Source organism: Kribbella sp. NPDC000426, from assembly GCF_040300265.1.
Taxonomy (GTDB): Bacteria; Actinomycetota; Actinomycetes; order Propionibacteriales; family Kribbellaceae; genus Kribbella.
Window position 1 is genome coordinate 307,162 of the sequence record NZ_JBEPDK010000009.1, and the last position, 20,898, is coordinate 328,059.

Genomic DNA, 20,898 nt, shown 5'->3' on the forward strand with positions numbered 1-20,898 from the left:
GGGCAGCTCGCCGTGGCATCACCCCGCCTGGGTGACATCGCCGGCCGCGGTCTACTCCGCCTTCTTCTCCCCGGCCTTCTCACCGGACTTGTCAACGGGCTTGGCGTCGACGCCGGCCTCCTTGCGCTGCGCCGGCGTGATCGGCGCCGGCGCGGCGGTCAGCGGGTCGAACCCGCCGCCGGACTTCGGGAACGCGATCACGTCGCGGATCGATTCCGTGCCGGCCAGCAGCGCGGTGATCCGGTCCCAGCCGAACGCGATCCCGCCGTGCGGCGGCGCGCCGAACTTGAACGCGTCCAGCAGGAACCCGAACTTCTCCGAGGCCTCCTCGTCGCTCAGCCCCATCACCTTGAACACGCGCTTCTGCACGTCTTCGCGGTGGATACGGATCGAGCCGCCGCCGATCTCGTTGCCGTTGCAGACGATGTCGTACGCGTACGCCAGTGCCGAGCCCGGATCGGTGTCGAACGTGTCCATCGAGTCCGGCTTCGGCGACGTGAAGGCATGGTGTACGGCGGTCCACGCGCCGGACCCGACCGCGACGTCACCGGCGGCCGTCGCGTCGTCGGCCGGCTCGAACAGCGGCGCGTCGACGACCCACACGAACGACCAGGCCGACTCGTCGATCAGCCCGCCACGACGGCCGATCTCCAGCCGGGCCGCGCCGAGCAGCGCCCGCGACGACTTCACCGGACCCGCGGCGAAGAAGATGCAGTCGCCCGGCTTCGCGCCGACGTGATCCGCGATGCCGGCGCGCTCCTCCTCGGACAGGTTCTTCGCGACCGGCCCGGCCAGCTCGCCGTCCTGGCCGACGAGGACGTAGGCCAGCCCGCGAGCGCCGCGCTGCTTGGCCCACTCCTGCCACGCGTCCAGCTGCTTGCGCGGCTGGTCGGCGCCACCCGGCATCACGACGGCGCCGACGTACGGCGCCTGGAAGACCCGGAACGGCGTGTTCTTGAAGTACTCCGTGCACTCGACCAGCTCGAGGCCCATCCGCAGGTCCGGCTTGTCGGAGCCGAAGCGCGCCATCGCCTCGCCGTACGTCATCCGCGGGATCGGCGTCTGCACGTCGTACCCGACGAGCTTCCAGAGCGCGGCGAGGATCTCCTCGGACAGCGCGATGATGTCGTCCTGGTCGACGAAGCTCATCTCGATGTCGAGCTGGGTGAACTCCGGCTGCCGGTCGGCGCGGAAGTCCTCGTCGCGGTAGCAGCGCGCGATCTGGAAGTACCGCTCCATGCCGGCCACCATCAGCAGCTGCTTGAACAGCTGCGGCGACTGCGGCAACGCGTACCAGCTGCCCGGCTGCAGACGGGCCGGCACCAGGAAGTCGCGCGCGCCTTCCGGCGTCGACTTGGTCAGCGTCGGCGTCTCGATCTCGACGAAATCATGCTGCGCGAGGACCGCACGCGCGGCCTGGTTCACCTTGCTGCGCAGGCGGATCGCCGCACCCGGACCCTGACGGCGCAGGTCCAGGTAGCGGTACTTGAGGCGGATCTCCTCGTTCACCGGGGTCGCGTGGTGCTCCTCGACCGGGAACGGCAGCGGAGCCGCCTCGTTGAGCACCTCGACCTCGGTCGCGATGACCTCGATCTCGCCGGTCGGCAGGTTCGGGTTCGCGTTGCCCTCCGGCCGCGGCGAGACCTCGCCGACGATCTTCAGGCAGTACTCCGAACGCAGGCCGTGCGCGGCGTCCTCGTCGCGGATGACGACCTGGACGGTGCCGGACGAGTCGCGCAGGTCGATGAACGCCACGCCGCCGTGATCGCGCCGCCGCGCCACCCAGCCCGCCAGGATCACGGTCTCGCCGGCGTCGGATGCGCGCAGCGAACCTGCGGAACGGTTACGGATCACGAGTTCTCCTCTTGCGTGTTGATGCCTTGCGTTTCAATGGCTGGACGTAGGTCTTCAACCGGCGGGGCCCAGGTGGCAGCGTCCGCGGGGACCTGCTCGCCGCTGCGGATGTCCTTCACCTCGGGCCCGTTCTCGGTGCTGAACCAGACGAACGGGATCCCGCGCCGGTCCGCGAACCGGATCTGCTTGCCGAACTTCGCCGCCGCCGGCGCGACCTCGACCGGAATCCCCCGGCTCCGCAGCTGGATCGCAGTACGCATCGCTTCGGTGCGGTCGTCCTCTGAGTTCAGGGCGATCACGACGGCGGTCGGCGTACTCCGGCTCGCCTTCAGCAAGCCCTTGCTGATCAACCGGTGCACCAGCCGCGACACCCCGATCGAGATGCCGACGCCCGGGTACGTCGTCCTGCCGTCCGACGCGAGCGAGTCGTACCGCCCGCCGGAGCAGATCGATCCGTACCCTTCGTCGCCGATCAACTGCGTCTCGTAGACCGTGCCGGTGTAGTAATCCAGCCCGCGCGCGACCTTCAGATCCGCGACCAGCAGACCCGGCGCGTGCTCGTTGGCGGCCGTCATGATCTGCGAGAGCCGCTCGAGGCCTTCGTCGAGGATCTCGTGCTGTACGCCGAGCGCCCGCACCTGATCCGCGAACGACGCGTCCGTCGACGAGATCTCCGCGAGCCGCAGCACCTGCTTGGCCGTCTCCGCGGACAGGCCGGCGGCGGTCAGCAGGTCGGTGACCTTGTCCGGGCCGATCTTGTCCAGCTTGTCGACGATCCGGAGCGTGCCGGTGATGTCCTCGATGCCGAGACCCCGGTAGAAACCCTCCGGGATCTGGCGGGTGTTCACCTGGATCCGGAACGTCGGGATCGGCAGCTTGCGGAACGCGTCCGCGATCACCAGCGGCAGCTCGACCTCGTAGTGGAACGGCAGCTCACCGCTGTCGATGATGTCGATGTCCGCCTGCGTGAACTCGCGGTACCGGCCCTCCTGCGGACGCTCGCCGCGCCAGACCTTCTGGATCTGGTAGCGCCGGAACGGGAAGGTCAGCTTGCCGCTGTTCTCCAGCACGTAGCGCGCGAACGGGACCGTCAGGTCGAAGTGCAGCCCGAGTGCCGCGTCCTCGTCGGCGTTCGCGGCGAGCCGCCGGACGCCGTAGATCTCCTTGTCGGCGTCCTCGCCCTGGTTGGACAGGCGCTCGACCGGCTCGACCGCACGGGTCTCGATCGACGCGAAACCGTGCAGCTCGAACGTCTCCCTGATCGTGTCGAGGAACTGCAACTCCACGAGGCGATCTGACGGTAGGAATTCCGGGAACCCGCTGAGTGGGGTCACCTTGCTCATAAGTTCTGTATCTCCAGATCCTGCAAGTAGGGGTTGGTCGCCTTCTCCCGGCCGATCGTGGTCTGGCCACCATGACCCGGCAGGACGACGATCTCGTCGCGCATCGGCAGGATCTTGGTGGCCAACGTATGCAGCATCGCCGGATGATCGCCGCCAGGCAGATCCGTCCGGCCGATCGACCCGGCGAACAACACGTCACCGGAGAACAGCACCGCGGGCACGTCCTCCGGCCCGTCGTACGGCGTTGTGAACGTGACCGACCCCTTCGTGTGACCAGGGGTGTGGTCGACGGTGAACTCCAGGCCCGCGAGTTCCAGCGACAGGCCGTCCTTCAGCTCGGCGACGTCGTCGGGCTCGGCGAACTCGTGGTTGCCGCCAAGCAGCATCCGGGCCGTCTCCGGGCTGATCCCGGCCATCGGGTCGGCCAGCAGGTGCCGGTCGTCCGGGTGGATCCAGGCGGTCGCGTCGTACGTCCCGCAGACCGGGAGTACGGAGAACATGTGGTCGATGTGACCGTGCGTGAGCAGCACGGCGACGGGCTTGAGCTTGTTCTCCCGGACCACCTGTTCGACGCCGGCCGTCGCGTCCATTCCGGGGTCGACAACGATGCATTCCGCGCCCTGGCCGGTGGCGACGACGTAGCAATTCGTGCCCCACGAACCCGCGGGGAACCCGGCGATGAGCACGGCAAACCTTCCTGGAACGGATACGGGAACACCTAAGGCTACCGGTGCCGATCGGGCGAGATCGAACCGGATTGTGACGCAACACCGTTGCGCCTGAGCTGGGAGTTTGTGATTGTTCAGGGATAAGCGTCGAGAAGGCAGCTCGACGCGCCCAGGTGGGGCCTTGTTCGCGCGAGTGGACCGGGGACTGACCAGAATGGGCACGAGCGCAGTGCATACCGCCGGAAGGGGCGAGTTGTGGCCGGAGAGAACTGGGGCCGGGTAGCCGAGGACGGAACGGTCTTCGTACGGACGAAGGACGGTGAACGGGCAGTCGGCCAGTGGCCGGACGCCAACCCTGAGGAAGCGCTCGCCTTCTACACCCGCCGGTACGACGCGCTCGCGTTCGAGGTCGAACTGCTGGAGCAGCGGGTCCAGGCGGGCACGGTGTCGCCGGACGACGCCCGGGCCGCGGTGAAGAAGGTCACCGGCTCGATCGAGGAGGCCCAGGCGGTCGGCGACCTCGACGGCCTGCGCGCCCGGCTCGACGCGCTCACCCCGCTCGTCGCGCAGCAGCGTGAACGCCGCAAGGCCGAACGCGCCGCGAAGGTCGAGGAGGCGCGGTCCGCCAAGACCAAGATCGCCACCGAGGCCGAGACGATCGCCGCCGGCACCGACTGGCGCCACGGCGTCACCCGTCTGCGCGAGCTGCTGGACGAGTGGAAAGCCCTCCCTCGGCTCGACAAGTCGTCGGACGACGAGCTGTGGCACCGGTTCTCGTCCGCGCGTACGACGTACACCCGGCATCGCAAGCAGCACTTCGCCGAGCTGTCCTCCAAGCGTGAAGAGGCCGCCGTAGTGAAGGAGCGGCTCGCCGCGGAGGCGGAGACGCTGTCGGCGTCGACCGACTGGGGTCCGACGTCCGGCCGGTTCCGCGACCTGATGCGCCAGTGGAAGGCCGCCGGCCCCGCGCCGCGCGAGGTCGACGACAAGCTGTGGGCACGCTTCCGGGCCGCGCAGGACCTGTTCTTCGGTGCACGCGACGCCGTCCAGGCCGAGGAGAACGCCGAACAGGTCGAGAACCTGGCAGCCAAGGAAGCCCTGCTCGTCGAGATCGAGACGATCGTGCCGGTCTCGGACGCGCGCACCGCCCGCGAGCAGCTCCGCGACTACCTCGACCGCTGGGACCAGATCGGTAAGATCCCCCGCGACTCCATGCGCACGATCGACGGCCGCCTGCGCGCCGTCGAACAAGCCGTGAAGGCAGCCGAGGACGAGGTCTGGAACCGCAGCAACCCCGAGGCCCGCGCCCGCGCCGAGGCAACGGTCAAACAACTCCAGTCCCTGATCGCCGACCTCGAAAAACAAGCCGCCAAGTTCGAGTCCCAGGGCAACACCCGCAAAGCCACCGAAGCCCGCGAAGCCATAGCCGCCCGCCGAGAATGGCTAACCCAAGCCCAAAACGCCCTAACCGACTTCAGCTGACAGGTACTGCGCTCCCGCGCGGTGCTACGCACGACTCCTTCGTCGCCGTGCTGCGCGCCGCCCCACCCACCCCCGGGCTCATCGCCCGTGCATCCTTCCGGCTATCGCCGGGAGCTCCGGCTGCCGCCGGACGTGCGGGCTCTCGCCCGGACCCACGCGCGCTACCGCGCGGGCGAACGCCCAGTGGTCAGGCTGGCTTGTACCGTCGAGGCGACTGCGGCGAGCCCGCTCGGGGTCGGGCCTGTGGACAACTTTGCGCATCGATTCGCGGATTCGGGGATGCTGTGCGGATGTTGCCTGCTGACTTTCCGTATTACTTCTGTGGGATTCCGTTTCGGCCTTATCAGGTGAAGGGGAAGCTGCAGTGGTTGCTTGCGCATGGGGACATTCGGCCTGTTATGGAAGGGGTTTACGTTGATGTGCGGGTGCGGGACTCGCTGGAGTTGCGGGCTGATGCTGCGCGGTTGCTGATCCCCGAGGATGCGGTTGCTTGTGGGCCGACCGCCGCCTGGCTGCATGGGATTGAGACGACCGCGCTGGGACCCGCGGAGTTGGTTGGGGCGCACTGGACGCGGCAGCCGACGGATGAGGTCGACGTGCTCGGGGTGCGGGTGACCAGTCCGATTGCCACGGCGGTGGAGCTTGCGATGCGGTTGCCGCGGCCGTTTGCGTTGTCGGCCGTGGATGCGTTTCTCCGCTCGGGCAAGGCTGATCGCTGGGCTCTGCGCGCGGCGTCGGTGGCGTACGAAGGGCGGCCGGGATACCGGCAGGCGCAAGACATTCTGCGGTGGGCGGACCGGCGCGCTGACTCGCCCAGTGAGTCGTGGCTGCGGCTTCGGTTGATTGATGCCGGATTCCCCCGGCCGGAGCTCCAGGTCCGCGTGGATGGCAACGGACGGACGTACCGCCTGGACCTCGGATATCCGGACCAGCCGGTGGACGGGCGGCGGCTCGGGTTGGAGTACGACAGTGATGCCTGGCATTCATCAACTAAGCAGCAACTGAAGGACGAGACCCGCCGTGCCGAGCTGGACGCTCTTGGCTGGCACGTCATCTCGGTGCGGCGCACCGACTTGTGGGGGTCGTATCCAGCTCTCGAGCTCGCGGTTGGCTCGTTCCTGTCCCAGCAGCCGCGGCTACCCCGTCGTTGGTGAGGGGTTCCAGCCGGTGCGCAGGGCCCAGTGTTCGGCGGAGAGCATGAGGATTTCGGTGGCGGGGGCTTTGATCTGGCCGTAGTCGAAGATGTCGGGGGCGGATTGGGCCAGGCGTTGTTTGAATGCGCCCCAGGCTTGGCGGGCGGTCTCGTCGGCCCGGAGGTAGTCGCGGAAGAGCAGGGCGTAGCGCGTGTTGGGGCCGTTGATCAACCGGACGTGGATGTTCGTCGCACGCTCGCCGATCGGTGGTGCGAAGACGAGCTTCTCGCAGCGTTGGCCGTTGGAGACCTCGACGCGGTTCCACTCTTCCGGGCGGCGGCGGAAGCCGGCGTTCTCCATCAGCTCGACTAGGTCCGCGGAGAGTTCGGCAACGCGGATCTGGGCGTCGATGCAGTTCTTCGCGGCGAGGCCGGGGACCGAGGTCGAGCCGACGTGGTCGACTGCAACGGCGCTCTCGCCCACCGCCGCACGCAACCTGCCGGCGAGGTAGGAGAACTCGGCGGGCCAGGCAGGGTCGTAGTCGACGACGGCGACAGCAGAGCCCAGCTCATCGGGAAACGGCATCCCATCATCATCCCAAGCGTCCGGTTCGCCGGACCCGAGGGGCGTGGGTACGGCGAACCGGCGCTGCAGGGGAGGTCAGTCGTTGTAGGTCATTTTGCGCCTTCCTACTAGGAGGAGGGCGAGGGCGAGTACGCCGGCGGCCGCGACGATCGGGACGGTGAAGTCGTGGTGGGAGACGGTCGTGGTCGGGGCCGCGGTGTCGTAGCCGCCGGCCATGCCGGACTTGTTGTATGTGCTGCCGGGGAGCTTGTCGGAGTAGCGGTGCGAGACAAGGTCCTGGTACGCCGCGACCGTGATCGGCTTGGCGCCGATGGACTTGACGGCCGACGGGTTCAGCGGACGGACCTGGCCGGCGGACAGCGCATACCAAGCGCCGACCTGCGGCTCCGTGAACAGCAGATCGCCGTCGGCAGCAGTCGCCATCCGGGACTCGGTGTTGCCGGAGGCCACATTGACCGGCTGCCACGCCCCGGTCGCGTCCGGAGCGGTGAAGACGGTCAACGCCTGACCACCTTTGCTGGCGGCGGTTGCGACGTACCAGAAGGTCGCGACAGGTGCGGACGCGTCGCGGACGAAGGCCGGGTTGAGGGCGTAGACAGCGTGACTGTCCGAGCCGATGCTGGCCGCAGCAGCCTTGCCGACCGGACCCGGGACCTTCGCGAGCAGCCGGGCGGCGGACGGCGAGTGAGCAGCGTTGGTTGCCTTGGACAACTCGGTCGGGGCGACCGGCTGGGGTACGGCGGCACCGGCCGGGGCGGCGAAGGCGAGTCCGAAACCGAGACCGGCGGCGAGTACGGCGGCACAGCGAAGCAGTCGGCGCATGTCAGGCTCCGATCCGGTACAGGGAGTGCGTCCAGGTGAACTGCGAGTTGGACCGGTACCAGCTGTACGTCGAGTAGTTGTAGCGCGGGTCGTCCGGCCACGGGTTGTAGTACTCGAGGGTCGAGTCGGACGCGTCGTACCCGATGATGTCCATCATGTGACCGCCGCCCGAGGTCCAGCCGATCCGCGTCATCACCGGGCGGCCGGCGGCGATCTCGGTGACGAGCGTGTTGAAGCTCACGGTGCCGGAGATGTAGCTGCCGGCGCTGATCCCGATCGTGCGGAACGCCTGCTGGTCGTTGGCCAGCGTCGCCTGGTTGTTCGGACAGGTCGCGTTCTGGTTGTTGCCGAAGGCCATGTTGCAGAACTGGTTCTGCGAGTACGAGCGGCCGTAGAACGCGGCGATGCTGTTGCCGCTCGCGGCCCAGCACCAGTTCGACTTCTGCTGGGCCTGGCCGGAGACGTTCAGGTAGTAGCTGCTGGGCGCGGCCGAGGCGGGCGGCGCGAGCGGAGCCAGCGTCGCGAGCCCGAGGATCGTGGCCAAGAGCAACGACCAGGAGCGGCTGGGGCGGAGCCTGCGCATGGGTCCTCCTTCGAACGGAGTTGGGCGGTGACCATCGTCGGGACCCGCGGTACGGCGCGACAAGCGCTCGGATCCCGCCGTCCGACGGGTTGTGAACACGCCTGCACCGTGAACAGCGGGTGACGAACTCCTGTCGGACCGTGCTGTGAATGTTTACACTTCCCGAAAGGAGCGTGGGCCCATGGTGAAGTCGGTCGAAGCGCCGGTCCCTGCCGTGGCTGCGGAGGCGTCGTTCGCGGACGCGCTGCGGCAGGCGATCTCGCGGCGCGGGCTGGCCCTTAACCGGATCAGGACCCATCTCGAGGACCGTGGGCTGCACGTCGGCGTGGCGACGCTCAGCACGTGGCAGAGCGGCCGGCGGATCCCGCGCGAGGACTCGCGAGCCGTCATCACCGCGCTGGAGGAGCTCCTGCAGGTGCCGACGGGGTGGCTGACCGTCCGGATCCCGGCCGCGCGTGAGCCAGGCACACCGCCCCAGCCGTACGCCGTCGTCGACTATGCCGAGGCGCTCAGCCGCCTGCTCGACCGACTGCGCCGGGACGCTCATGGGCGGCTGCGCAACGTGACGGTGCTCGAGGAGGTGCAGATCGGCGCCGATCGGAGTGCTCTTCGCCGGCGCGTGATCCAGAGCGTGGTCGCCGTACAGCCGGTGGATCGGTTGATCATCGCGCATCAGGGCGAGACGGGTTGCGACGCGGAGCAGTTCACGCTCCGCGCAGTCAGCGGCTGCCGGACCGGCCGGATTGCCCGCTCCCCCGAGTGCGGCGCGCTCCTCGGCGAGTTGCTGCTCGACCGGGTGCTTGCCGTCGGAGAGACCGCGGTCGTCCACTACGAGGTCGAGGACCGCAGCGGGCTGCCGACGACGGACTTCCAGCGCTTCAGCGAGTGGGGCGGGGTGCACTGTGTGTTGGAGGTCCAGTTCGACCGGGCGGCGCTGCCGGTGCGCGTGTACGAATTGCGACGCCGCCACACCTCCGGCCCGAACCTCGTGCACCGCGAGCTGATGCTGACCCCAGACGGCCGCGCCCACGTGATCGAGCCGTCCGCGGACCCCGGCACCGTCGGTATCGCCTGGGAGTGGGACTAGGCCCTGTCTGGCGATGGATCGCCAGACAGGGCCTAGCTGCGGAAGCCCGCGTGCACGTGGTCGTGATGGGTCTGGTCGGAGAAGTACGCCGTACCCGAGAGCTGGTACGGGCCGCCGACGTTGTACGAACCGGCCGCCTCGGCGGCGCGCATGTACGACGTGATCAGCGCGCGCGACGTACTCGGTGACACGACCGCGTGGCCGTTGATCTGCCACGTGTCGAACGCGCGGCCGCGGGGGTGGTCGCTCGGGCGATCGGTGCCGAAGACATCGAGCGGATGGCCGGAGCGGATTACGCTCACGCCGATCCGGTAGGTCTTCGCGAGCTCGAGCATCGCGTTCAGCACGCTGTCGTGGACCTGGCCCGACTTGATGTCCGCGGCGGAAGCCGGCGGCAACACGATCTGCTCGTTCGCCAGCACGTTCCGCGCCGCGGCCGACAGTGTCGCAGCAGGCGCGCCGGGCTGGGCCGGGTGGGTCGCCGTGACGCGCCAGGTGCCCTGCGACGACTTGCTCAGCCGTACGTCGACCGTCGTACCGCCGCTGATCACCCGGTTCTCGCGGATCGAGTACACCCGGCACGGCACCAGCACGCTGGCCGAGGAACTCAGGATCCCGCCGTACTGCGCGTCGATCACGTCGATCGCGGCCGGCGTGTCGGTCGGCTGCAGCAGCTTCATCACCGCCGCCACCGCGAGCCGCTTCACCTGAGGCTGGATCTCCCCCGGGCCCGGCACCCAGGCCCGCACCGAAGGCAGCACGACCGTAGGCCTCGGCGTGGGAGACGGCGTCGTCGGCGGCGCCGCGGACGGCGCTGACGGCGTCGGCGTCACGCTCGACGGCGAGCCGGCCGGCGGACTCTGCGCAGACGAATCACTGCACCCAGCCAGCAACCCGACACCCGCAACCAAGAACGCCCGCCGCCCGAGACCAGCCATACCCGCAGTGTCCCCAGCCCCACAAACCAAGCCGAGCTACTGCGTCACCCGATACACGTCGAACACACCCTCGACCGAGCGAACCGCCTTCAGCACATGCCCGAGGTGCGTCGGATCGCCCATCTCGAACGTGAACCGCGACTTGGCAATGCGGTCGCGGGTCGTCGTCAACGCCGCCGACAGGATGTTCACGTGATAGTCCGACAGCACCCGCGTGATGTCGGACAGCAATCGCGCCCGATCCAGCGCCTCGACCTGGATGGCGACCAGGAAGACGGACTGGGCAGTCGGCGCCCACTCCACCTCGACGATGCGCTCCGGCTGGGTCTTCAGGTTCTCCACGTTGGCACAGTCGGCCCGGTGCACCGAGACGCCCGCCCCCCGCGTGATCCAGCCGATGATCTCGTCGCCCGGAACCGGAGTGCAGCAGCGGGCCAGCTTCGATAACACGTCCGTCGCACCCTTGACGATGACGCCGGCATCGCCGCGGGCCGTGCGCTTGCGGCGCTCGCGGCTCGCGGGCAGGCGCACGCCCTCAGACAGGTCCTCGGCGGCACCCTCCTCGCCGCCGTACGTCTCGATCAGGCGGCGGACGACGGCTTGTGCGCTGACGTGCTGCTCGCCGACAGCGGCGTACAGACCGGTGACGTCCGGATACCGCAGCGAGTTGGCGACCGCCGTCAGGGTCTCGTGCGACAGCAGGCGCTGCAGCGGCAGGCCTTCCTTGCGGAGCTGCTTCGCGATCGCGTCCTTACCGTGCTCGATCGCCTCGTCGCGGCGCTCCTTGGAGAACCAGTGCTTGATCTTGTTCCGCGCGCGGGGGCTCTTGACGAAAGTCAGCCAGTCACGCGACGGACCCGCGCCCTGCGCCTTCGAGGTGAAGACCTCGACGACGTCGCCGTTCTCGAGCGTGCTCTCCAGCGGCACGAGGCGGCCGTTGACGCGGGCGCCGATACAGCGGTGCCCGACCTCGGTGTGGATCGCGTACGCGAAGTCGACCGGCGACGAGCCCGTCGGCAGCGACATCACGTCGCCGCGCGGGGTGAAGACGTAGACCTCGGAGTTGTTGATCTCGAACCGCAGCGAGTCGAGGAACTCCGACGGGTCGGACGTCTCCCGCTGCCAGTCGACGAGTTGCCGGACCCAGGGCATGTCGTTCGGACCGCCGACGTCGGTGGTCGGCGTCGCGGGCGCGACGGAACTCGGGTCCTCCTTGTACTTCCAGTGCGCGGCGATGCCGTACTCCGCGCGGCGGTGCATCGCGAACGACCGGATCTGCAGCTCGACCGGCTTGCCCTGCGGGCCGATCACGGTCGTGTGCAGCGACTGGTACATGTTGAACTTCGGCATCGCGATGTAGTCCTTGAACCGGCCGGGGACCGGGTTCCACCGCGCGTGCAGTATGCCGAGGGCCGCGTAACAGTCGCGGACCGACTCGACCAGGACCCGGATGCCGACCAGGTCGTAGATGTCGCCGAACTCGCGGCCGCGGACGATCATCTTCTGATAGATCGAGTAGTAGTGCTTCGGCCGGCCGGTGACGGTGGCCTTCACCTTCGCGGCCCGCAGGTCCTCGTGGACCTGGTCGATCACCGAGGCCAGATACTCGTCGCGGGACGGCGCGCGCTCGGCGACCAGCCGGACGATCTCGTCGTACACCTTCGGGTGCAGGGTCGAGAACGCGAGGTCCTCGAGCTCCCACTTGATCGTGTTCATACCGAGCCGGTGGGCCAGCGGGGCGTAGATCTCCAGTGTCTCGCGGGCGATCCGCTCCTGCTTCTCCTGCCGCAGGAAGCCGAGCGTGCGCATGTTGTGCAGCCGGTCGGCGAGCTTGATCACCAGGACCCGGATGTCCTTCGACATCGCAACGACCATCTTGCGGATCGTCTCGGCCTGGGCTGACTCGCCGTACTTGACCTTGTCGAGCTTGGTGACGCCGTCGACGAGCATCGCGATCTCTTCGCCGAAGTCGCGGGTCAGGTCCTCGACCGTGTACGGCGTGTCCTCGACGGTGTCGTGCAGTACGGCGGCGCACAGCGTCGGCGCGGTCATACCGAGCTCGGCGAGGATCGTGGCGACGGCGAGCGGATGCGTGATGTAGGCGTCACCGCTCTTGCGCAGCTGACCGGTGTGGTACTTCTCCGCGGTCCGGTAGGCGCGCTCGATCAGCCCGAGATCGGCCTTGGGGTGCGTCGCGCGGACGACCCGGAACAGCGGCTCGAGCATCGGCGCCCGGTTCGGGTGACGGGTGCCGCCGAGACGGGCGAGCCGGGCCCGGACCCGGGCCGGCGCGATCCGCGGCGGCTGGACCGGCGGCTGGGCAGCCTGAGCGGCCTGGGCCGCCTTGGCAGGGGGCTGGGACGCAGGCGTCGGCGAGACCGGGCGCACCGGTGACGGCGCGCGCGGAGGCTCCTGCGGTACGGCGTTCGGCACCGCAGATGTCATCGCCGGGTCTTCGCCCACGTTTGTGTCCCTCCGCCGACAGACCACCAGTCTAGAGGTCGTTGACCAACGAGGCAGACCCGCCTGTGGACAACACGCCGGGTCAGCTCCCGACTGCGGAGAGTTTGCCCGAATTCAGACCGTCAGCAGGGAGCTCAACCGCTCGCCCTCGAGGCGCTTGCGGCCCGGAAGGAACGAGAGCTCGAGCAGCACCGCAGTACCGGCGACCTCGGCCCCGCAGCGCCGGATCAGGCGCAGGCAGGCCTCGACGGTGCCGCCGGTGGCGAGGACGTCGTCGATGACCAGGACCCGGTCACCCGGAGCGAACGCGTCCTGGTGCACCTCGATGGTCGCCTCGCCGTACTCCAGCGCGTACGACTCCTCGTACGTCGCCGCCGGCAGCTTGCCCTTCTTACGCACCGGCACGAACCCGGCGCCGAGAGCGAGCGCGACCGGGGCGGCCAGGATGAACCCGCGCGCCTCGATCCCGACCACCTTGTCGACCACCGGGTTCCCGTCGTCGTCCGTCCCGGCCGCGGCCAGCGCCTCCACGACCTGCGCGAAGCCGGTGTGATCGGCAAGCAGCGGGGTGATGTCCTTGAACACCACCCCCGGCTGCGGGTAGTCCGGAATGTCGCGGATGCCGTCGGCGAGAACCTGCTCGAGCGACCGCATCACTTACCGCGCTTCGACCGCGGCTTGCGCGTCGGCTGCGGACGCCCGGCCGCCGTCGCCTTCATCGGCCGCGTCGACGGGGTCGGCGCCGTACCGGTGGCCCGATCCGCCTTCCGCGGTGTGTCCTGTACGGCGGCGGACCGCGGCGCAGCTCCGGCCGTGGCCACCGCGACCGGAGCCGCCGTCGCCGCAGCTGCCGTCTGGGCCCTCTTCGCCGTCACCCGCTTGTTCAGCGCCTTCATACCCGGCTCCCGCTCCTTGAAGACCGCGAGCAGCGACGGGGCGATGAAGATCGACGAGTACGCACCGACGGCGATACCGACGAACAGCGCCAGCGACAGGTCCTTCAGCGGGCCGGTGCCGAGCACGACCGTACCGACGACCAGGATGGCGCCGACCGGGAGCAGCGCCGTGATCGTGGTGTTGATCGACCGGACCACGGTCTGGTTGACCGCGAGGTTGGTCGCGTCGGAGTAGGTCAACCGGTTCGAACCGGTGATGCCGCGGGTGTTCTCCCGGACCTTGTCGAACACCACGACGGTGTCGTACAGCGAGTAGCCGAGGATCGTCAGGACGCCGATCACCGTCGCCGGCGTGACGTCGAAGCCGACCAGTGCGTACACACCGACAGTGATCGTGACGTCGTGGATCAGGGCGATGATGGCGGCCATCGAGGCCTTGGCTTCTCGGAAGTACAGCCAGATCACCGCGAACACAGCGACCAGGAAGACGATCAGCGCCAGGATCGCCTTGTCGGCGATCTGCTTACCCCAGGAGGCGCCGATCTGCTGCGACGTCACCTGCTCGGCCGGGATCCCGGCTTCCTTGGCGATCGCGGCCCGCACGTTGCCGACGTCGGCCTGCGCGAGCGGCTTGGTCTGCACGCGGACCTTGTTGTTGTTGATCGTGGTGACGACCGGGTCGCCCAGACCCTTGGCGTTCGTCGCTTTCACGGCGGTGGTGAAGTCGTCGACCGTACTGTCGGTGACCTTGACGGCGGCGTCGTACTCGACACCGCCGCGGAACTCGATACCGAGCGCCAGGCCACGGGTGAACAGGCCGGCCAGCGAGATGATGACCAGGACCGCCGAGAGGCTGAACCAGAACTTGCGGTGGCCGATGAAGTCGTAGGAGACCTCACCGCGGTGCAGCTTGGCACCGATCTGTCCGAGCTTCGACATCAGACCTGCCCTCCCAGCGGCTTGCGCGTCGACGGCGTCTTCCGCGGCCGGGCTGTCGGTTTCGTCTGTCCCGGTAGTCGTTCGACGCCGAGATGCTCAGGATCCAGGCCGGACAGCTTGTGCCCGTGGCCGAAGAAGTCGGTCCGGGCCAGCAGCGTGACCATCGGCTTGGTGAACAGGAAGACCACGACCAGGTCGATCAGCGTGGTCAGGCCGAGCGTGAACGCGAACCCGCGGACGCTGCCGATCGCCAGCACGTACAGCACGATCGCGGCGAGCAGCGAGATCGAGTCGGCCGCGATGATCGTGTGCTTGGCGCGGGCCCAGCCGGTCTCCACCGAGGAGCGCAGGCTGCGGCCTTCACGTACTTCGTCCCGGAGACGTTCGAAGTAGATGATGAACGAGTCCGCGGTGATACCGACCGCGACGATCAGACCTGCGATACCGGCCAGCGTCAGCGTGAACCCGATCGCCTTGCCGAGCAGGATCACCAGGGTTCCGGTGAGTACTCCGGCGACGGCGAGCGACATCACCACGACGATGCCGAGACCGCGGTAGTACAGGAAGCAGAACAGCACGACGAGGGCGAGGCCGATCAGACCGGCCCAGATGCCCGCGGAGAGCTGGTCGCCACCGAGCTGCGGCGACACGGTCTCGACCGACGAGATGTCGAACTTGACCGGCAGCGAGCCGTACTTCAGCACGTTGGCCAGATCGCGGGCCTCGGCCTCGGTAAAGGTACCGGTGATCTGCGCCTGGCCGCCCGGGATCGGGTTGTCCACGCTCGGCGTCGAGATCGTCTTGCCGTCCAGCACGATCGCGAACAGGTTCTGGCCGTCGCCGCGCTGGGAGATGTTCTGGGTGGCCTTCAGGAACTTGTCGCCGCCGGCCGAGGTGAACTTCAGGTTGACCTGCCACTGCAGACCGTTCTGCGGGATGCCGGCGCTGGCGTCCGAGAGGTCGGTACCCGCGAGGATCGCCGGGCCGAGCAGGTACTTGTACTGCCCGTCCTGGCTGCAGGAGAAGATCGCCGTCTTCGGGTCGTCGAGCTGCTTGTCGCCGCACTTGAACGTCGCGAACGCCGCCTGCGTGGCCGCGTCCGGCGTGTAGTTCAGCGGGTCGCCGCTGGTGGTGGCCGGCGTCGACGGGGTCGCGGCCGGGGTGCTCGGCTTCGGCGTCGTGCTCGCTTTCGGGGTCGGCGTCGGCGTCGCGTCGGCGAGGGCGCTGGTCCAGGCCCGGCCCTTCGGCGTACTGCTCGTCGTCGGCTTGACCGTGGTGCTCGGCTTCACGGTCGTGCTCGGCTTCGGCGTCGTCGTCGGCTTCGGCGTGGTGCTGGCGCCCGGAGTCGGGCTCGGCGTGGGCGCCGGTGCGGTCGCCTGCGCGCCGAGCACGATCCGGAAGTACAGCAGGGCGGTCTGGCCGACCTGCGACACCAGGGATTCCTTCGTGGCGCCCGGGACGGCCACGTTGATGTGGTTCGACCCGGAGGTAGTGATGTCGGACTCGGCCACACCGGCGCCGTTCACGCGCTGGCCGATGATGTTCTTCGCCTCGTTCAACTGGTCGGCAGTCACCTTGCCCTTACCGTCGAACGTGCTCGCGGTCAGCGTGATGGTGGTGCCACCGCGCAGGTCCAGTCCGAGCTTGGGCTTCCAGGTCTTGGTCAGCGCCATGATGCCGAACAGCAGGACCACGACCACCAGCAAGGCGATCAGGTTCCGCCCGGGGCGGGATGTCGACGAACTCGTTGCCACGTCAGATTCAACCTTCGTACTTCTGGGCGCGCCGCACCGTCAGGTGGACGCCGAACGCCGCGCCGCAGGCTGGTGGGACGGAATTCAGTTCTCGGTGTGCGTCGGCGGCAGCTTCGGGGCGTCCTGCACCTTGCCGTCGGCCTTGTCACGGCCCGTGTCCGGAACGTCGACCTTCGACTCGTCGGTCGAGTCGGCGGCGTCGGCGGTGGCAGTGGCGTCAGTGGCCTCGACCGCGCTGTCGGCGGGCTCGTCGGCGGCGTCCTCTTCCGGGACGACCCGGCCGATGGCGGCCTTGACGACCTGAACCAGCACGCCCTCGGAGATCTCGAGCGTCACGTACTCGTCGTCGGTCTCCTCGACGATGCCGACCAGGCCGCTGGTGGTGATCACCTTGCTGCCCGGGGCGAGCGCAGCGACGGTGTCAGCCTGACGCTGGCGCTGCTTCTTCTGCGTGCGGCTCATGAACCAGATCATTCCGACGATCAGGATCAGCGGTAGCAGCAGCGTGATGCCGCCGCCCCCGGAGGAGGCCATCGGTACGGCGAGGAGTTGCATCGGGTCTCAGAATCCTTTGTCGGTTCGGTTGTACGGGCGTCCGGCACGCTCTGCTCGAAGCGCGCAGGTCGCAGCGGAATAACCTGGAGGTCAGGCCACCGGGGAGTCTAACCCTGAGCGGCAACAAGTACCTCATGACACCGGGTCACGTTTGAGTTACTCGCTACTGCAGTAACTACGCTCCGGCGCCTGCGGACGTTCCCCGACGTCCGCTGTTCAGTTGAGGTCGAACTCCTTCGGTCTTCGTCAGTCCTCGTCGGTGTCGAAGAGCGTGTCGGCGAACGTCGCGCCCTTCGGCACCTTCAGCCCGATATGCCGCCAGGCCGCGGGCGTGGCGACGCGACCGCGCGGCGTACGGGCCAGATAGCCCGACCGGACCAGAAATGGTTCGGCCACTTCCTCCACGGTCTCACGTTCTTCGCCGACCGCAACCGCCAGCGTCGAAAGACCGACCGGTCCGCCCCCGAAACGGCGGCACAACGCGTCCAGAACGGACCTGTCGAGGCGGTCGAGGCCCATTTTGTCCACCTCGTACAGCTCCAGGGCCGACTTGGCGAGCGCCAGGGTGATGATTCCGTCGGCCCGTACCTCTGCGTAGTCGCGGACGCGGCGGAGCAGCCGGTTCGCGATCCGCGGCGTACCGCGGGAGCGCGAGGCGATCTCCGCGGCGCCCTCCGGGGTGATGTCGACCTCGAGCAGGGCCGCCGAGCGGTTGACGATCTTCTCCAGCTCGGCGGACTCGTAGAACTCCAGGTGACCGGTGAACCCGAACCGGTCCCGCAGCGGACCCGGCAGCAGACCGGCCCGCGTGGTCGCCCCGACCAGCGTGAACGGCGGGATCTCGAGCGGGATCGCGGTCGCGCCCGGGCCCTTGCCGACGATCACGTCGACGCGGAAGTCCTCCATCGCCATGTACAGCAGCTCTTCGGCCGGCCGCGACATCCGGTGGATCTCGTCCAGGAACAGTACTTCGCCCTCGCTCAACCCGGACAGGATCGCGGCCAGGTCGCCGGCGTGCTGGATCGCCGGGCCGCTCGTCACACGCAGCGGTGCGGACAGCTCACTCGCGATGATCATCGCCAGCGTGGTCTTACCGAGGCCGGGCGGACCCGACAGCAGCACGTGGTCGGGCGCGCGATTGCGCCCGCGGGCCGCGTGCAGCACCAGCTCGAGCTGCTCGCTGACCCGGCGCTGACCGCCGAACTCGGCCAGCGTCCGCGGCCGGAGCGCGGACTCGATCTTGCGCTCCTCGAGATCCACCGCGTCGGCGGACACCAGCGGCCGGACGTTGTCCTCCATCGCCTATGCCCCCTCTCAGGCCTTCGAGAGCACGCGCAACGCGGCCCGCAGCAGGTCGGGAACAGCAGGATTCGGACTGTCGGCGGCAAGCGGTGACACCGCGGTGACCGCGTCGTCGGCGTCGCGAGCGGAGTACCCCAGGCCGACCAGACCGGCCGCCACCTGATCCCGCCACGCCTCCTGTGTCTGCAGAGGCCGCCCGGTCACCGTCTTCGACGGCGCACCGATCTTGTCCTTCAGCTCCAGCACGATCCGCTGGGCGCCCTTCTTCCCGATGCCGGGCACCTTCACCAGTACGACGAGATCCTCGGTCGCGACCGCCTGCCGCAGCTGGTCGGGGCTGAGCACCGCGAGCGCCGCCTGGGCCAGCTTCGGGCCGACACCGGACGCGGTCTGGAGCAGCTCGAACAGGTTCTTCGCGTCGTCGTCGGCGAACCCGTACAACGTCAGCGAGTCCTCGCGAACCACCATCGACGTGGAGATCCGGGCCTCTTGCCCGGGCCGCAGACCGGCCAGGGTGCCCGGATCGCAGTACACCTGCAGGCCCACTCCCCCGACCTCGACCACGGCACTGTCCACTCCGATGGCCGCCACCGGTCCACGCACAAAGGCGATCATCGCCAACCTCCCGTTTCCGTGCTCACCGTGCTCACCGGGCTCACCGCTTGCCCTGCTGGGCCGCCACCGCGGCCCGCAATCTTGCCATCTGCAGCCGGGACTGGGCCTGCGCCATGGCCTCGAGGTTCGACCGGCTGGACGCCGCTTCCTGCAGCTTGCTGGCCACGCCGCCGCGCCAGACCTGACAGATCGCCAAGGCCAGCGCGTCCGCGGCGTCGGCGGGCGTCGGACGCTCGCTCAGCTTGAGGATCCGGGTGACCATCGTCGTCACCTGCTCCTTGTCGGCCCGGCCAGATCCGGTGACCGCGGCCTTCACCTCGCTCGGGGTGTGCAGCGCGACCGGTAGCCCGCGACGAGCCGCGACGACCATCGCCACTCCGGAGGCCTGCGCCGTCCCCATCACGGTCCGAACGTTGTGCTGCGCAAACACTCGCTCGACCGCGACCGCGTCCGGCTGGTGCTGGGCGATCCACTCCTCCAGCTCCGCCTCGATCTGGACGAGTCGCTTGGACACGTCCAGATCGGCCGGCGTGCGGATCACTCCGACGGCGACCAGTGCAGGGGGTTTCCCCGGCGTGCCCTCGACGACGCCGAGGCCGCACCGGGTCAGTCCCGGGTCGACGCCGAGCACCCGCATGGACCACCTCCGAACGTTTGTTCGATAACCCTAGACGGCGGTCTCGCGACTGAGAAATCGACGCGCCGAACTCAGAAGTAGTCGAGCATGTACGGCGTCGGTCCGCTGAAGACGGCATCCAACCCGGCATCCGTGGCGGGCGCTCCCCCGGTGACCAGTCCGGCTCCGCGAAGGGCCGCGAGCGGCGTTCCGGCGTACAGCGCAGCTAGTCCACGCGGACCGAGGCGGAGGGCGTCGGTCGGGCTGTCCGTTGGCGTGAGGTTGCCGGATCCGTCGGCGACCGACAGGTGCCAGTCGCCCGAGTTCGCGGTCAACTCGGGGTCGTCGATCCGCAGGTCTGCCTCGAGTACGACGCCCTCAGGGAAGCCTCGCGTCGCGATGGCGGCTGAGGCGTCGATGAGCCGGAGCATCCACCGGTTGATCCGTGTGTCGCCGTCCGCCTCGTGCTCGGCGAGCAGATGGATCGGGTCGAACGGCGGGCAGTACGCGTGGACCGACTTCGCGATCGACGACCCCGAGCCAACCGTCGCCCACAGGGCGCGAGCCGTCTCCTCCGAGCCGGCCATGAGCTCGTCGACAGCCAGGGCCCCGTCGGACCAGTTGTAGACGACGAAGCCGTCCTCAGCGACGTATGCGAAGTTGTTCTCGTCCTCCAGCCAGGACTCGATCTCGGTCCGCGGCCAGATCAGCGGACCGCTCGAACGCCTCGCCTCATGATTCTTCCCGGCGAGCTCCAGGAACAGGTCCGCATCAGAGCGACCTGCCTTCCGCACCGCCGTACCCTTGCCGCCCAGCGCCCGCAGATCAGCTGCCTGGAACGAGAACTTGTACCTGTTACCCGCGAACTCGTAGCCCAGGTGCCGGTAGAGAACAGTCGTCGCGGGATAGAGAGCAGTCAGCGGGTACCCCTTGTCGGCGCAGCGCTGCAGCACCGCACGCATCATCAGGCTGCCGACACCACGACCGCGGTACTCCGGTGCGACGACCACGCCGGCCACGCCGCCCATCGGGACGCGCCGGCCGCCCCACCACTGCTCGAACGGCCAGATCCGCGCCGCGGCGACCAGCTGATCCCCGTCGACCACCCCGAGGAACCGCCCGTCCATGAAGGTGAGCGCGTTCTTGTTCCACTCGTCCCGGTCCCCACCAGGCCCGAACGACCGAATCCGCACCTCCCACACCGCATCGAGCTGGTCCTCGGCAACGTCCACCACCCGCAACTCGGTCACGCCGAGACCCTAC

19 protein-coding genes are annotated in these 20,898 nt (G+C 68.7%); 3 read left to right on the plus strand and 16 right to left on the minus strand.

What is annotated here, in order from left to right; genetic code table 11:
* Positions 1-51: 51 nt before the first annotated feature.
* Genes aspS through ABT313_RS38490 form a run of 3 tightly spaced genes read right to left on the minus strand, consistent with a single transcriptional unit; the run spans position 52 to position 3,883 of the window.
* A complete protein-coding gene (gene aspS, locus ABT313_RS38480) occupies positions 52-1,854 on the minus strand; it encodes an aspartate--tRNA ligase (RefSeq protein ID WP_350864585.1) in 1,803 nt (600 codons plus the stop codon).
* Positions 1,851-3,197: a histidine--tRNA ligase gene (gene hisS, locus ABT313_RS38485; RefSeq protein WP_350864588.1), complete on the minus strand. Its 1,347-nt coding sequence runs from the start codon at positions 3,195-3,197 to the stop codon at positions 1,851-1,853. The genes aspS and hisS overlap by 4 nt, the downstream gene beginning before the upstream one ends.
* On the minus strand, positions 3,194-3,883 hold the full coding sequence (locus tag ABT313_RS38490; RefSeq protein ID WP_350864591.1) for an MBL fold metallo-hydrolase: 690 nt from the start codon (positions 3,881-3,883) through the stop codon (positions 3,194-3,196). The genes hisS and ABT313_RS38490 overlap by 4 nt, the downstream gene beginning before the upstream one ends.
* Before the next feature lie 237 nt (positions 3,884-4,120).
* Between ABT313_RS38490 and ABT313_RS38495 the strand changes: the two genes are divergently transcribed.
* Together ABT313_RS38495 and ABT313_RS38500 are read left to right on the plus strand one after the other, a co-directional pair.
* Positions 4,121-5,347 carry a DUF349 domain-containing protein gene (locus ABT313_RS38495; protein ID WP_350864594.1) on the plus strand — a complete coding sequence of 409 codons (1,227 nt, stop codon included), beginning with the start codon at positions 4,121-4,123 and terminating at the stop codon, positions 5,345-5,347.
* 398 nt (positions 5,348-5,745) lie between these two features.
* Complete coding sequence (locus tag ABT313_RS38500; RefSeq protein WP_350864597.1) at positions 5,746-6,501, plus strand: type IV toxin-antitoxin system AbiEi family antitoxin; 756 nt, start codon at positions 5,746-5,748, stop codon at positions 6,499-6,501.
* Here ABT313_RS38500 and ABT313_RS38505 read toward each other — a convergent pair.
* The 3 genes from ABT313_RS38505 to ABT313_RS38515 form a co-directional block, all read right to left on the minus strand.
* On the minus strand, positions 6,484-7,065 hold the full coding sequence (locus ABT313_RS38505; RefSeq protein WP_350864600.1) for a GrpB family protein: 582 nt from the start codon (positions 7,063-7,065) through the stop codon (positions 6,484-6,486). The two genes, ABT313_RS38500 and ABT313_RS38505, sit on opposite strands and share 18 nt — an antisense overlap.
* 75 nt (positions 7,066-7,140) lie before the next feature.
* Complete coding sequence (locus ABT313_RS38510; RefSeq protein WP_350864603.1) at positions 7,141-7,887, minus strand: hypothetical protein; 747 nt, start codon at positions 7,885-7,887, stop codon at positions 7,141-7,143.
* 1 nt (position 7,888) lies between these two features.
* A complete protein-coding gene (locus ABT313_RS38515) occupies positions 7,889-8,470 on the minus strand; it encodes a papain-like cysteine protease family protein (protein ID WP_350864606.1) in 582 nt (193 codons plus the stop codon).
* A 181-nt stretch (positions 8,471-8,651) separates the two neighbouring features.
* On the opposite strand from ABT313_RS38515, the gene ABT313_RS38520 reads away from it, so the two are divergent.
* A complete protein-coding gene (locus ABT313_RS38520; protein ID WP_350864609.1) occupies positions 8,652-9,557 on the plus strand; it encodes a hypothetical protein in 906 nt (301 codons plus the stop codon).
* 32 nt (positions 9,558-9,589) lie between these two features.
* On the opposite strand, the gene ABT313_RS38525 is transcribed toward ABT313_RS38520, so the two are convergent.
* The 10 genes from ABT313_RS38525 to ABT313_RS38570 all read right to left on the minus strand — a co-directional run bounded on the left by ABT313_RS38525 (position 9,590) and on the right by ABT313_RS38570 (position 20,885).
* Positions 9,590-10,495 (minus strand): hypothetical protein, encoded by a 906-nt coding sequence (locus ABT313_RS38525; RefSeq protein WP_350864612.1) that lies wholly within the window; start codon positions 10,493-10,495, stop codon positions 9,590-9,592.
* 36 nt (positions 10,496-10,531) lie between these two features.
* Positions 10,532-12,721, minus strand: coding sequence for a RelA/SpoT family protein (locus tag ABT313_RS38530; protein WP_350864968.1), 2,190 nt, complete (start codon positions 12,719-12,721; stop codon positions 10,532-10,534).
* Positions 12,722-13,072: 351 nt separating this feature from the next.
* The gene (locus ABT313_RS38535) at positions 13,073-13,612 is read right to left on the minus strand and encodes an adenine phosphoribosyltransferase (protein ID WP_350864614.1); all 540 of its coding nucleotides are present in this window, start codon (positions 13,610-13,612) and stop codon (positions 13,073-13,075) included.
* A complete protein-coding gene (secF, locus tag ABT313_RS38540) occupies positions 13,612-14,793 on the minus strand; it encodes a protein translocase subunit SecF (protein WP_350864617.1) in 1,182 nt (393 codons plus the stop codon). The genes ABT313_RS38535 and secF overlap by 1 nt, the downstream gene beginning before the upstream one ends.
* Positions 14,793-16,547, minus strand: coding sequence for a protein translocase subunit SecD (gene secD / locus ABT313_RS38545; protein WP_502884055.1), 1,755 nt, complete (start codon positions 16,545-16,547; stop codon positions 14,793-14,795). Before secD ends, secF begins: the two co-directional genes overlap by 1 nt.
* Before the next feature lie 84 nt (positions 16,548-16,631).
* Positions 16,632-17,102: a preprotein translocase subunit YajC gene (gene yajC / locus ABT313_RS38550; protein WP_350864620.1), complete on the minus strand. Its 471-nt coding sequence runs from the start codon at positions 17,100-17,102 to the stop codon at positions 16,632-16,634.
* Between the two features lie 246 nt (positions 17,103-17,348).
* Complete coding sequence (ruvB, locus tag ABT313_RS38555) at positions 17,349-18,401, minus strand: Holliday junction branch migration DNA helicase RuvB (protein ID WP_134102782.1); 1,053 nt, start codon at positions 18,399-18,401, stop codon at positions 17,349-17,351.
* Between the two features lie 15 nt (positions 18,402-18,416).
* Positions 18,417-19,019, minus strand: a complete 603-nt coding sequence (gene ruvA / locus ABT313_RS38560) for a Holliday junction branch migration protein RuvA (protein ID WP_350864624.1) — start codon at positions 19,017-19,019, stop codon at positions 18,417-18,419.
* Positions 19,020-19,059: 40 nt separating this feature from the next.
* Positions 19,060-19,656, minus strand: coding sequence for a crossover junction endodeoxyribonuclease RuvC (ruvC, locus tag ABT313_RS38565; protein ID WP_350864627.1), 597 nt, complete (start codon positions 19,654-19,656; stop codon positions 19,060-19,062).
* A gap of 71 nt (positions 19,657-19,727) precedes the next feature.
* On the minus strand, positions 19,728-20,885 hold the full coding sequence (locus ABT313_RS38570) for a GNAT family N-acetyltransferase (RefSeq protein ID WP_350864630.1): 1,158 nt from the start codon (positions 20,883-20,885) through the stop codon (positions 19,728-19,730).
* Positions 20,886-20,898: the final 13 nt, after the last annotated feature.